Origin of the sequence: Pseudooceanicola batsensis HTCC2597, from assembly GCF_000152725.1 — a bacterium.
In the GTDB taxonomy this organism is placed as follows: Bacteria; Pseudomonadota; Alphaproteobacteria; order Rhodobacterales; family Rhodobacteraceae; genus Pseudooceanicola; species Pseudooceanicola batsensis.
Genome location: NZ_CH724131.1, coordinates 2,447,304 through 2,460,302 on the forward strand (window position 1 = coordinate 2,447,304; position 12,999 = coordinate 2,460,302).

The following is a 12,999-nucleotide window of genomic DNA, read 5'->3' on the forward strand; positions in this document are numbered from 1 at the left end:
CCGGCCCTACGCCAGCGACCACCAGATCAGCCCGAGGCCCAGCACCACGCGGTACACCACGTAGGGCGTGAAGCTGACCGTCCGCAGCAGCCGCATCATCAGCGCCAGCGCCAGCAGCGCCGACATGAAGGCAAAGCCGGCCGCGATCATCGCGTCCCGCGCCACCACCGTATCGTCGGACAACAGCACATCGGCCCCCAGCAGCACGCCGCTGGCGACGATCACCGGGATCGACATGAGCATCGACAGTTTCGCCGCGTCATGGCGCGCGTAGCCCATGAACCGGGCCCCGGTGATCACGATGCCCGAGCGCGAGGTCCCGGGGATCAGCGCCACCGCCTGCCACAACCCGAGCACCCAGGCTTCGCGCAGGGTCCAGTCCCGGTCCACCTTGATTTCTGCCCCGCGCTGATCTGCCCGCCACAGCACGATCCCGAACACCAGCATCGTCACCCCGATCACGAGCGCCGAGCGCATCAGATCGTCCAGCCCCGTCACCTTGATCGCCAGTCCGGCCAGGATGGCGGGCACGGTCGCAACGATCAGCAGAAACGCCAGACGCGCGCCCGCCGTGTCCATCCGTCCGACGACCAGGCGCGGCAGTCCCGCGGCCGCCCCGGCCACATCGCGCCGGAAATAGAGAATCACCGCCCCCAGCGTTCCGACATGCACGGCCACGTCGATCGTCTGCCCCTGATCCGCCAGCGAAGTGAGCTGGGGCAGAAGAATCAGGTGCCCGGACGACGAGATCGGAAGAAACTCCGTGATCCCCTGGATGACGGCCAGCAAGATCAGTTGGAACAGCGGCATGAGTGTCCTTTCGCCTTTGCCCCTTGGTTTAAGCCTCTGCTCCGCAAAGGGAAGGGGTATGATAGGTTGCGATGCGGACCTAATTTCGCGCAGGATTTGCCGTTGCAGCGCCGTCACGCCCGAATAGCGCCCATATTAGGTCAGCACTAGTGACTTTTAATCCCCGGCGCTTTAGCTTATGAGGACGCTCAAGCCAGACTGACGAAGAGGATCCCGCGTTGGCCAAGCAACCGATGCTGAAGTTCGTGACCGTCCCCCGCGACATGCCCGAAAAGCGCGAGGCCGCGGAGCGGAACAAGGATTTCGACGAAATCTATGCCGAATACGCGGCGGCCAAGGCCGAAGAGCAGTCCGGCCGCTGTTCGCAATGCGGCGTGCCCTATTGCCAGAGCCACTGCCCCCTGCACAACAACATCCCCGACTGGCTGCGCCTGACCGCGACCAACCGGCTGGAAGAGGCCTACGAGATCAGCCAGGCCACCAACACCTTCCCCGAGATCTGCGGCCGCATCTGCCCGCAGGACCGGCTGTGCGAAGGTAACTGCGTGATCGAGAAATCAGGCCATGGCACCGTCACCATCGGGGCGGTCGAGAAATACATCACCGACACCGCCTGGGAAAAGGGTTGGGTCAAGCCTGTCACCCCGGCGATGGAGCGCGAGGAGTCCGTCGGCATCATCGGTGCCGGTCCCGGCGGCCTTGCCGCCGCCGACATGCTGCGCCGCGCCGGCGTTCAGGTGACCGTCTACGACCGCTACGACCGTGGCGGCGGGCTGATGACTTACGGCATCCCCGGCTTCAAGCTGGAAAAGGACGTCGTGATGCGCCGCATCGACCAGCTCGAACAGTCGGGCGTGCATTTCGTCATGAACTGCACCGTGGGCGAGGATATCACCTTTGCCGACCTGCGGGCGAAACATGACAAGGTCATCATCGCCACCGGCGTCTACAAGACCCGTGAGCTGAACCAGCCCGGCGCGGAGGCCGGCGGCATCGTGCGCGCCATCGACTATCTCACCGCCTCGAACAAGGCGTCGAACTTCGGCGATAAGGTGCCGGAGTTCGAAAGCGGTGAACTGAACGCGCGCGGCAAGAAGGTGGTCGTGGTCGGCGGCGGCGACACTGCCATGGACTGCGTCCGCACCGCGATCCGCCAGGGCGCGACCAGCGTCAAATGCCTCTACCGCCGCGACCGCGCCAACATGCCCGGGAGCCAGCGCGAGGTGGCGAACGCCGAGGAGGAGGGCGTCGAATTCGTCTGGCTCTCCAATCCGCTGAGCTTCACCGGCGACACCGTCACCGGTCTGACCATCCAGAAGATGCGCCTCGGCGCGCCTGATGCCACCGGCCGCCAGTCCCCCGAACTGATCGAGGGCAGCGATTACGCCGAGGATGCGGATCTCGTCATCAAGGCGCTCGGTTTCGAGGCCGAGGACCTGCCCGCGCTCTGGGATCAGCCGGAACTGGCCGTGACACGCTGGGGCACCATCCGGGCCGAATTCGGCACCGGCAAGACCAGCCTCGACGGCGTCTACGCCATCGGCGACATCGTGCGCGGTGCCTCTCTCGTGGTCTGGGCCATCCGCGACGGCCGCGACTGTGCCGCGGCGTTGCTGGACGACCTGACGACAGCAAAGGCCGTTGCGGCCGAATAACCGAGCGTTTTCAGGCGCAAGGCAATTATTTCGACCGCACGCACGACCCCGCGGGCCGCAACACCCGCAAACCTGTGATAAACCCTCTCGGATCAATCGAAAGGCCCGAGTCGCATGGCACATGACGAAAAGACAGGACAATGCCTGTGCGGCGCGGTGCGCTTCACCGCGCGCAACGTGCCGGCCCGCGCCAGCATCTGCCATTGCCGGATGTGCCGCCGCTGGACCGGCTCGGCCCTCGTCGGGGTCGATGTGCCCACCAGCGACCTCGTCTGGCACGGCGAGGCGCAGATCGCGACGCTTCAGACCAGCGACTGGGCGGAACGGGCCTGGTGCCGCCGCTGCGGGTCGAACCTCTATTTCCATTTCACGCTGAACGAAGAAAAGGCAGCCACGACCGAGATACCGCTCGGGCTCTTCGATGAACCGGACGGATTCGAGATCGACAGCGAAATCTACGTCGACGAAAAACCCGACAGCTTCGCTTTCGAAGGGGCCGGGCATCGCAGGCTCATGACCCGCGCCGATTGCGTCGCCAGGTTCCCGGCGCTCGACTCATGATGCGCGACGGTCCGTTCCATGGGCGGTGCCTCTGCGGTGCGGTCCGCGTCACCGCCGCGCGTCTCGACGACGAGATCAGCGCCTGCCATTGCGACCTCTGCACCAGGTGGGGCGGCGGCGTCCAGATGGGCATCGAGGCCCCGGCCGACGGCCTCTCCATCGACGGCCCGGTCAAGGTCCACCGCTCGTCCCGCCTGGCCGAACGCGGCTGGTGCGACACCTGCGGCTCGGCCGTGTTCTTCCGTTATGTGGAAGACCGCGACACCGGCTATCTCGAACTGTCGCCGGGCCTTTTCGACAATGCCGGCGGCGCGCGGCTGACCCGTGTGGTCTATGCCGACCGCCGCCCCCACGGATACTGGCTCGAGGGCGAGGACGTCGCCCGTATCGGCCGGAAAAGCTACGAGGCGGACAACCCGCATCTCTCACAGGAGACCACGCCATGACCAAGTATGACGCAGACTGGGCACGGGCCGAAGAGGCGAAGCGCAAGTGGATGGCCGAGAACGGCCTGTATTCCGAAACCGAGGAGCATTCCTCCTGCGGGGTCGGCCTCGTCGTGTCCATCGACGGCAAGAAAAGCCGCCAGGTGGTTGAGGCCGGGATCAAGGCGCTCAAGGCGATCTGGCATCGCGGCGCGGTCGATGCCGACGGCAAGACGGGCGACGGCGCGGGCATCCACGTCCAGATCCCCGTCCCCTTCTTCTACGACCAGATCAAGCGCACCGGCCACGAACCGCGCGAGAACGAGCTGATGGCCGTCGGCCAGGTCTTTCTCCCCCGCACCGATTTCGGCGCGCAGGAGGTCTGCCGGACCATCGTCGAGACCGAGGTCCTGCGCATGGGCTACTACATCTACGGCTGGCGCCACGTCCCGGTCGAGGTCGGGTGCCTGGGCGAAAAGGCAAACGCCACCCGCCCCGAGATCGAACAGATCCTCATTTCCAACGCCAAGGGCGTGGACGAGGAAACGTTCGAGCGGGAACTCTACGTCATCCGCCGTCGGATCGAGAAGGCCGCCGCCGCCGCCCATGTCGACGGGCTCTACATCGCGTCGCTGTCGTGCCGGTCGATCATCTACAAGGGCATGATGCTGGCCGAGCAGGTCGCCGTCTTCTACCCCGACCTCCAGGACGAAAGGTTTGAGAGCGCCTTCGCCGTCTATCACCAGCGCTATTCCACCAACACCTTCCCGCAATGGTGGCTGGCCCAGCCCTTCCGGATGCTCGCCCACAACGGCGAAATCAACACCATCAAGGGCAACATCAACTGGATGAAATCGCACGAGATCCGCATGGCCTCGGGCACGTTCGGGGACCTGGCGGAAGACATCAAGCCGATCATCCCGTCGGGGTCGTCCGACAGCGCCGCGCTGGACGCGGTGTTCGAGGTGCTGGTCCGCGCCGGCCGCACCGCGCCGATGGCCAAGACGATGCTGGTGCCCGAAAGCTGGTCCAAGCAGGCGCTGGAACTGCCGCAGGCCTGGCGCGACATGTATTCCTATTGCAACGGCGTGATGGAGCCCTGGGACGGCCCCGCCGCCCTGGCCATGACCGATGGCCGCTGGGTCTGCGGCGGGCTCGACCGCAACGGGTTGCGCCCGATGCGCTATGTCGTGACCGGCGACGGCCTCCTGATTGCAGGTTCCGAGGCGGGCATGGTCCCCGCCAACGAAGGCACGGTGCGCGAAAAGGGCGCGCTCGGCCCCGGCCAGATGATCGCCGTCGACATGAAGGAGGGCAAGCTCTACCACGACGTCGAGATCAAGGACAAACTCGCCGCCTCGCAGCCCTTCGGCGAATGGGTCGGCAAGATCACCGATCTCGAGGAAGAGCTGTCCCGTCTCGAGGAAAAGCCGCTTTTCGAAGGCGCCGAGCTGCGCAAGCGCCAGATCGCTTCCGGCATGTCCATCGAGGACATCGAACAGGTTCTCGTCCCCATGGCCGAGGATGCCAAGGAGGCGCTGGCCTCGATGGGTGACGATACGCCCTCGGCCGTGCTGTCGAACAAGTACCGCAACCTGTCGCACTACTTCCGGCAGAACTTTTCGCAGGTGACGAATCCGCCGATCGACAGTCTGCGCGAATTCCGGGTGATGTCGCTGAAGACGCGGTTCGGCAATCTCAAGAACGTGCTCGACGAAAGCTCGTCCCAGACCGAGATCTTCGTGCTGGAAAGCCCCTTCGTCGCCAATGCGCAGTTCGAGGAGCTCAAGACGCACTTCGACCCCGGCCTGAGCGAGATCGACTGCACCTTCCCGGTGGACGGCGGGCCCGATGCCCTGCGCCACGCCCTGAACCGCATCCGCGCCGAGGCCGAAGAGGCGGTCAGGTCCGGGGGCGGTCACATCATCCTGACCGATCATCTTCAGGGGCCCGACAAGGTTCCGATGCCGATGATCCTCGCCACGTCCGCCGTGCACTCCTGGCTGACACAGAAGGGCCTGCGCACCTTCTGCTCGCTCGGCGTCCGGTCGGCGGAATGCCTCGATCCGCACTACTTCGCCGTGCTCATCGCCTGCGGCGCGACCATCGTGAACGCCTATCTGGCCGAGGACACGCTGGCCGACCGGGTCAAGCGCGGCCTGCTCGACATGTCGCTGAACGAGGCGATGGCCCGCTACCGCGAGGCCATTGATCAGGGCCTGCTCAAGATCATGTCCAAGATGGGCATCTCGGTCGTGTCCTCCTACCGGGGCGGGCTGAACTTCGAGGCCGTCGGCCTGAGCCGCGCCATGTGCGCCGAATTCTTCCCCGGCATGACCTCGCGCATTTCGGGGATCGGCGTCAGCGGCATCCAGAAGAAGGTCGAGGGGATCCACCAGAAGGGCTGGCTCTCGGGTCTCGACGTGCTGCCCATCGGCGGCTTCTACAAGGCGCGCAAATCCGGCGAAACCCACGCTTGGGAAGCGCAGACGATGCATATGATGCAGACCGCCTGCAACCGCGCCTCCTATGAGATCTGGAAGCAGTACAGCGCCCGGATGCAGGCGAATCCGCCGATCCACCTGCGCGACCTGCTGGCCATCAAGCCGCTGGGCCAGGCCGTCCCGCTGGAAGAGGTGGAAAGCATCACCTCGATCCGCAAGCGTTTCGTGACCCCCGGCATGTCGCTCGGCGCGCTGAGCCCGGAGGCGCACAAGACGCTGAACGTCGCGATGAACCGTATCGGCGCCAAGTCCGACAGCGGCGAGGGCGGCGAGGATCCGGCGCATTTCGTGCCCGAACCCAACGGCGACAATCCTTCGGCCAAGATCAAGCAGGTGGCCTCAGGCCGCTTCGGCGTGACGGCGGAATATCTCAACCAGTGCGAAGAACTGGAGATCAAGGTGGCCCAGGGCGCCAAGCCCGGCGAGGGCGGGCAACTGCCCGGCATGAAGGTCACCGACCTGATCGCGCGGCTGCGGCATTCGACCAAGGGCGTCACCCTGATCTCTCCGCCGCCGCACCATGACATTTATTCTATCGAAGACCTGGCGCAGCTGATCTACGACCTCAAGCAGATCAACCCGACCGTGAAGGTAACCGTGAAACTGGTGGCCTCCTCGGGCGTCGGCACGATCGCGGCGGGCGTGGCCAAGGCCAAGGCCGACATCATCCTGATCTCGGGTCACAACGGCGGCACCGGTGCCTCTCCGGGCACCTCGATCAAGTTCGCGGGCCTGCCGTGGGAAATGGGCCTGACCGAAGCGCACCAGGTGCTCGCGATGAACAACCTCCGCTCCCGCGTCACCCTGCGGACCGACGGCGGGCTGCGCACCGGTCGCGACATCGTCATGGCCGCGATGATGGGGGCCGAGGAATACGGCATCGGCACCGCCGCCCTGATCGCCATGGGTTGCATCATGGTGCGCCAGTGCCAGTCCAACACCTGCCCGGTCGGAGTCTGCACGCAGGACGATTCCTTGCGCGCCAAGTTCACCGGCAACGCGGACAAGGTGGTCAATCTCATCACCTTCTACGCCCAGGAGGTCCGCGAGATCCTCGCCTCGATCGGGGCCCGGTCGCTGGATGAGGTCATCGGCCGGGCCGACCTGCTCAGCCAGGTGTCGCGCGGCGCAGATCACCTCGACGATCTCGACCTCAACCCGCTGCTGATCACGGTCGATGGCTCGAAGAACATCGTCTACGACCGCGAGAAGGACAGGAACGAAGTGGACGACACGCTGGACGTGGAAATCGTGCGCGATGCTGCCCGGTTCCTGCGCGACGGCGAGAAGATGCAGCTGAGCTACGCGGTGCAGAACACGCATCGGTCGGTCGGCACGCGGACCTCGTCGCACATCGTGCGGAACTTCGGCATGCGCAATGCGCTCCAGCCCGATCACCTGACGGTCAAGCTGTCCGGCTCGGCCGGCCAGTCGCTCGGTGCCTTCGCGGCGCCGGGGCTCAAGATCGAGGTAATGGGCGAGGCCAACGACTATGTCGGCAAGGGCCTGTCGGGCGGCATCGTCGTGGTGCGTCCGCCGATGGAAAGCCCGCTGACCGCCTCCGAGAACACGATCATCGGCAACACCGTGCTCTACGGCGCGACCGACGGCTTCCTCTTCGCGGCCGGTCGCGCGGGCGAACGTTTTGCCGTCCGGAACTCGGGCGCCACGGTGGTCATAGAGGGCTGCGGGTCGAACGGCTGCGAATACATGACCGGCGGCGTCGCCGTGATCCTGGGCAGCGTGGGGCCGAACTTCGGCGCGGGCATGACCGGCGGCATGGCCTATCTTCATGACCCCGAGAACCTTGCAGAGACCTTGATGAACAAGGAAACGCTGGTCACCTGCCCGGTCACCGTCGATCACTGGCAGGACCAGCTGCGCGGCCTGATCGAACGGCACGCCGCGGAAACGGGCAGCCGCAAGGCGGCGGATCTGATCCAGAACTGGGACCTGGAGAAGGACAACTTCGTTCAGGTCTGCCCCAAGGAGATGCTGCCGCACATTCCATATCCGCTGACGGTGGAAGAACAGGCGATGCCCGCGGAGTGAACGAAAGTAGGGTGGGTCGAGGACCCACCCTAAGGGCGCGTGTCCCCGCGTGACCGGACGTTCGTCACGGATTCCTTTCGGCCCCGTGGTGAGGTAGGATCGTCCCATGGCAAGACAGGCAGGCAAGCGGTCGAAGACCGCCGGCCGGAGCAGGACATCGAGAAAGGACCGCAGGTTCCGCCCCCTTCGCTGGCTGAGGCGCTGGACCCTGCGCGCCCTCACCTTCGTCGCCGTCGCGGTGCTGGCGGTGGTGGCCCTCTATGCCGTGGTGAATCCGGTCACGGGCATCTACATGAAGACCGAGGAGATGCGCCTCGGGTCGATCGACCACCAGTGGGTCGGCTTCGACGAGATCGCGCCGGTGATGGCCCGCTCGGCCGTGGCGGCGGAGGATGCGAATTTCTGCACGCACTGGGGATTCGACATGGCTGCCATCCGCAACGCCATCGACGCGGGCGGCAACCGGGGCGCCTCGACCATCACCCAGCAGGTGATCAAGAACGTGTTTCTCTGGCACGGCCGGAGCTGGCTGCGAAAGGCGCTCGAGGCGGCGATGACCCCTGTGGTCGAACTCGTTTGGTCCAAGCGCCGAATCCTCGAGGTCTACCTGAACATGGCGGAATTCGACGAAGGCGTGTTCGGCGTGGATGCCGCCGCTCATCACTATTTCGGCATCGGCCCGGGCGAACTGAACGCCACACAGGCCGCGCGTCTGGCGGCGGTCCTGCCCTCGCCCAAGCAGCGTTCGGCCAGCAAGCCCACGGACTTCGTCCGCAAACGGGCCGCATCCGTCATGGACGGGGCGGCAACGATCCGTCGCGACGGGCGCGCGGCCTGCTTCGAGGATTGAAATTTGACCGGTGACGATGCATGACAGCGGAACTCTCCTAAGTTCGTTGATCATGCCCACCCTATTTCACGTTCCATTGTCTCCCTTCTGCCGAAAGGTCCGCCTGTCGCTGGCCGAAAAGCGCATCGAATGCGAGCTGGTCGAAGTGAGATACTGGGAGCGTGACCCCGATTTCCTCCGCCGCAACCCGGCGGGCAAGGTCCCGGTCCTCAAGATGGACGGCAAGCTGATGGCCGAAAGCAGCGCCATCTGCGAATGGATCGAAGAGACCTGCCCCGAACCCGCGCTGATGCCCGCCACGCCCGACGCCCGTGTCGAGGTTCGCCGGCTGGTCCAGTGGTTCGACGACAAGTTCCACAGCGAGGTCACGTCGAACCTGCTCTACGAGCGCGTCAACAAGAAGCTGATGAAGTCGGGCTATCCGGAAAGCAGGAACATCAAGGCCGGCGCGCAGAAGATCAAGTTCCACCTCGACTACATGTCGTGGCTGCTGGATCACCGCCGCTGGCTGGCCGGCAACACGATGACGCTTGCCGATTTTGCCGCCGCCGCGCATCTTTCGGCGCTCGACTACATCTCGGACGTGGACTGGAACCGGTCCGAGAACGTCCGCGACTGGTATGCCAAGATCAAGTCGCGGCCGGCCTTCCGGTCGATCCTGGCCGATGTCGTGCCGGGCTTTCCGCCGCCCGCACATTACGCCGACCTGGATTTCTGACACCGCCGGGTTCGGGGCGGGGCCGGGACCGGGCCTTCGGAGCATTCAGAGGGGCAGATGGGACACGATCTCAAGAACCGCCTGATCGCGCAGGCGGCAGAGCTGGGCTTCGACGCCTGCCGCATCTGCCGGCCGGGCGATATCCCGGAGGTGCCCGAGCGGCTCGCCGCCTTTCTCGGCGCGGGGTTTCACGGCCAGATGTCATGGCTGGCCGAGCGGTCGCACTGGCGCGCCGATCCGGAAACGCTCTGGCCCGAGGCCCGGTCGGTCATCATGCTGGCCGAGAACTACGGCCCCGACCACGACCCCCTCGACATCCTCGACCGGCCGGATCGCGGGGCGGTGTCGGTCTATGCCCGGAACCGCGATTATCACGACGTGGTCAAGAAACGGCTCAAGCGGCTCGCCCGCTGGCTGATCGCCGAGGCCGGCACCGAGCCCGAGGTCAAGGTCTTCGTCGATACGGCCCCGGTGGCCGAGAAGCCACTCGGCCATGCCGCGGGTCTGGGCTGGCAGGGCAAGCATACCAACCTCGTCAGCCGCGACCTGGGAAGCTGGTTCTTCATCGGTTCGGTCTTCACCACGCTGGACCTCCCCCCCGACGAGGCCGAGACCGATCATTGCGGATCCTGCCGCCGGTGCCTGGACATCTGCCCGACCGACGCCTTCCCCGCCCCGTATCAGCTGGATGCGCGGCGGTGCATCTCTTATCTGACCATCGAACATGACGGCCCCGTCGACCCCGACCTGCGCCCCGCGCTCGGCAACCGGATCTACGGCTGCGACGACTGCCTGGCGGTCTGCCCCTGGAACAAGTTCGCGCAGACCGCGCAGGAGGCCAGGTATCACGCCCGCGAAGACCTTGCCGCGCCGCACCTTGCCGAACTTGCCGCCCTGGACGACGCCGCGTTCCGGCGGAAGTTCAGCGGCTCGCCGATCAAGCGCATCGGACGCAACCGGTTCGTCCGCAACGTGCTTTACGCGATCGGGAACAGCGCCGACCCGATGTTCGCCGACATCGCCGGCCGGCTGCGGACCGACCCCGATCCCACGGTCGCGGAGGCGGCGGAATGGGCCCTTCGGCGGCTGGGCGGACACAAGACATGAAAAAGCCCCGGATCGCGGCTGCGATCCGGGGCTGAAATGGACGAGAGGGCCGGATTACTCGTCGTCGACGATGACCGTCAGACCACCGTCCGCGCGGGTGTAGGCCGCGACGACGTCGTCTTCGGTGTAGCCACCTGCTTCGAGTTTCTGCTGAACCATCGAGTTGGCGACGATGGCCGAGCGCATCTCGGTGGCGTCTTCGTCGCTCCACGGCTCGACACCGTCAACGTCGTTCATGGTCCAGATGTACATCTCGCGGGAGGAATCCATCCCTTCGATGTCGGTCGCCTCGGCAAGGCGCGAGGTTTCCAGCGAAGCCGGGACGGACGTCGAGGAGTCGACCTCGGTCACGGTCTGCGAGTCGGCACGCTCTTCCAGCGTTTCGTCGACCGAGCTGGTGGCCTGCTCTTCGTCGGTGAAGGTTTCGACGCTGTTGATCGCGCCGCTTTCCACACCGCGGGAATCTTCCATCGATTCCGGCACGTCTTCCGTGACCGAGGACTGTGCCATCGCGGCACCGGCGGAAACGGTGGTCAGAAGGGCTGCATAACCGATAATCTTGCTAGTGAAGCGCATAATGTACTCTCCTTTTCTCTGTTCCGGGCAAGCGCGTTCACCGCGCCCCGGTGATCTGGCAGGACAACACACCGTTGGTTGAGAATGTTCCGCGCCGTCAAAAAAACGTCATTCCCTGATCCGGAGAGAGGCGTTGGACGTAGGGCCGCGCCGGCGATATTGCGCATACCAAACATGTACTTGCCCGTTTCCGCAGACGCCGCCGAACCCGCGCGACATGCCGCCCAAGGCCATGGCGGCGGGCTTTGCGGCAGGCGCCGGACGACCCGCATCGCCCCTCCGAGGTCCCCCGGGATCCGGCTTCTGGGTGGTCGGCGGTCCGCCCGGTCGATTGAACGTTCGGCGCGCGTGCACATATTCTGTCTCAGACCTTTCGAAGGAGTATTTCATGTCCGAATACACACGTGACCCCGACGCCCTGTCCCGCCTGACGCCCGAGCAGTTCCGCGTCACGCAGGAAAACGGCACCGAGCGCCCGGGTACCGGTGAACTGCTGAACGAGAAGCGCGCCGGCATCTTCGTCGACATCGTGTCGGGAGAGCCGCTCTTCGCCTCGTCCGACAAGTACGAAAGCGGCTGCGGCTGGCCGAGCTTTACCAAGCCGATCGAGCCGGCCCACGTCCGCGAGTTGCGCGACACCTCGCTCGGCATGATCCGGACCGAGGTGCGCTCGACCCATGGCGACAGCCACCTGGGCCATGTCTTTCCGGACGGTCCCGTTGACAGGGGCGGGCTGCGCTACTGCATCAATTCGGCCTCGCTGCGTTTCGTCCCGAAGGACGAGATGGAAGCCGAGGGCTATGGCGACTACCTGGACCAAGTGGAGGATATCTGATGACCGAACAACGCGCCGTCCTGGCCGGAGGCTGCTTCTGGGGCATGCAGGACCTGATCCGCAAGCTGCCCGGAGTCCTGCGCACGCGTGTCGGATATACCGGCGGCGACGTGCCGAAGGCGACCTACCGCAACCATGGCACCCATGCCGAGGGGATCGAGATCATCTTCGATCCCGACCGCATCACCTATCGCCAGCTCCTTGAGTTCTTCTTCCAGATCCACGACCCGACGACATTGAACCGGCAGGGCAACGACATCGGCCTGTCGTACCGCTCGGCAATCTATTACGTGGACGATCAGCAGAAGGCGGTGGCCGAAGACACAATCGCCGATGTCAACGCCTCGGGCATCTGGCCCGGCCGTGTCGTGACCGAGGTGGAGCCGGTCGGGGATTTCTGGGAAGCCGAGCCCGAGCACCAGGACTATCTCGAACGCATTCCCAACGGCTATACCTGCCACTTTCCGCGTCCCGACTGGGTCCTGCCGAAACGCGCCGCCGAGTAGGGCGCCGCGGCCCGGGCGATCACCCTCGACCGTCCGGGCCGCAGATCGTCGCAAGATTCGCCGCTTCGGCCACGAACCCTGGCCGCGGCCTGCCGCGTCTGGGCAAGCCGAGGGGGGCGCGGCTCCACCGGTCGGCCACCCGCCTCAACAACCTCCCTGGCCCGCGCCGGGGCGGCACCGCCACCGGAACCACGCCGCCCGGCTCCGGCGGCGTCGTGGTCAGCAGCGGCAGCGGCCCGGCAGTGCCGAGCGCGGACACCCGGACGAAGGCGAGGTGCAGCCCGCCATATCCCCCGATACCCCGCCCCGCCAGCCGAACGGTTAATCCGCCCCGGGCCCGGAATTGGCGTTTGCCCTCTCCGCCCGCCATGCTACCCGGGAGGCCCAACAGACCGGAGCC

At 65.7% G+C, this 12,999-nt stretch carries 11 protein-coding genes; 9 read left to right on the forward strand and 2 right to left on the reverse strand.

Annotated features, from left to right (window positions below):
- Positions 1-6 precede the first annotated feature (6 nt).
- Entirely contained in the window at positions 7-810 is an 804-nt protein-coding gene (locus OB2597_RS15790) for an undecaprenyl-diphosphate phosphatase (protein ID WP_009806603.1), read from the reverse strand.
- Positions 811-1,028: 218 nt separating this feature from the next.
- On the opposite strand from OB2597_RS15790, the gene OB2597_RS15795 reads away from it, so the two are divergent.
- From OB2597_RS15795 to queG, 7 genes are all read left to right on the forward strand, one after another.
- Positions 1,029-2,465, forward strand: a complete 1,437-nt coding sequence (locus OB2597_RS15795) for an NAD(P)-dependent oxidoreductase (protein ID WP_009806604.1) — start codon at positions 1,029-1,031, stop codon at positions 2,463-2,465.
- A 114-nt stretch (positions 2,466-2,579) separates the two neighbouring features.
- Positions 2,580-3,026: a GFA family protein gene (locus OB2597_RS15800; protein WP_009806605.1), complete on the forward strand. Its 447-nt coding sequence runs from the start codon at positions 2,580-2,582 to the stop codon at positions 3,024-3,026.
- Positions 3,023-3,472 carry a GFA family protein gene (locus tag OB2597_RS15805; protein WP_009806606.1) on the forward strand — a complete coding sequence of 150 codons (450 nt, stop codon included), beginning with the start codon at positions 3,023-3,025 and terminating at the stop codon, positions 3,470-3,472. Before OB2597_RS15800 ends, OB2597_RS15805 begins: the two co-directional genes overlap by 4 nt.
- Positions 3,469-8,007, forward strand: coding sequence for a glutamate synthase large subunit (gltB, locus tag OB2597_RS15810; protein WP_009806607.1), 4,539 nt, complete (start codon positions 3,469-3,471; stop codon positions 8,005-8,007). The genes OB2597_RS15805 and gltB overlap by 4 nt, the downstream gene beginning before the upstream one ends.
- Before the next feature lie 106 nt (positions 8,008-8,113).
- Positions 8,114-8,857, forward strand: a complete 744-nt coding sequence (gene mtgA, locus OB2597_RS15815) for a monofunctional biosynthetic peptidoglycan transglycosylase (protein ID WP_009806608.1) — start codon at positions 8,114-8,116, stop codon at positions 8,855-8,857.
- A 52-nt stretch (positions 8,858-8,909) separates the two neighbouring features.
- A complete protein-coding gene (gene fzlA, locus OB2597_RS15820) occupies positions 8,910-9,575 on the forward strand; it encodes an FtsZ-binding protein FzlA (protein WP_040609859.1) in 666 nt (221 codons plus the stop codon).
- Positions 9,576-9,632: 57 nt separating this feature from the next.
- Positions 9,633-10,682 carry a tRNA epoxyqueuosine(34) reductase QueG gene (gene queG, locus OB2597_RS15825; RefSeq protein WP_009806610.1) on the forward strand — a complete coding sequence of 350 codons (1,050 nt, stop codon included), beginning with the start codon at positions 9,633-9,635 and terminating at the stop codon, positions 10,680-10,682.
- Between the two features lie 54 nt (positions 10,683-10,736).
- Here queG and OB2597_RS15830 read toward each other — a convergent pair whose 3' ends face one another.
- Positions 10,737-11,258: a hypothetical protein gene (locus OB2597_RS15830; protein WP_009806611.1), complete on the reverse strand. Its 522-nt coding sequence runs from the start codon at positions 11,256-11,258 to the stop codon at positions 10,737-10,739.
- 388 nt (positions 11,259-11,646) lie between these two features.
- Between OB2597_RS15830 and msrB the strand changes: the two genes are divergently transcribed.
- Both msrB and msrA read left to right on the forward strand, forming a co-directional pair.
- Positions 11,647-12,093 (forward strand): peptide-methionine (R)-S-oxide reductase MsrB, encoded by a 447-nt coding sequence (gene msrB / locus OB2597_RS15835; RefSeq protein WP_009806612.1) that lies wholly within the window; start codon positions 11,647-11,649, stop codon positions 12,091-12,093.
- On the forward strand, positions 12,093-12,599 hold the full coding sequence (gene msrA, locus OB2597_RS15840) for a peptide-methionine (S)-S-oxide reductase MsrA (protein ID WP_009806613.1): 507 nt from the start codon (positions 12,093-12,095) through the stop codon (positions 12,597-12,599). Before msrB ends, msrA begins: the two co-directional genes overlap by 1 nt.
- The last annotated feature ends 400 nt before the right edge of the window (positions 12,600-12,999 follow it).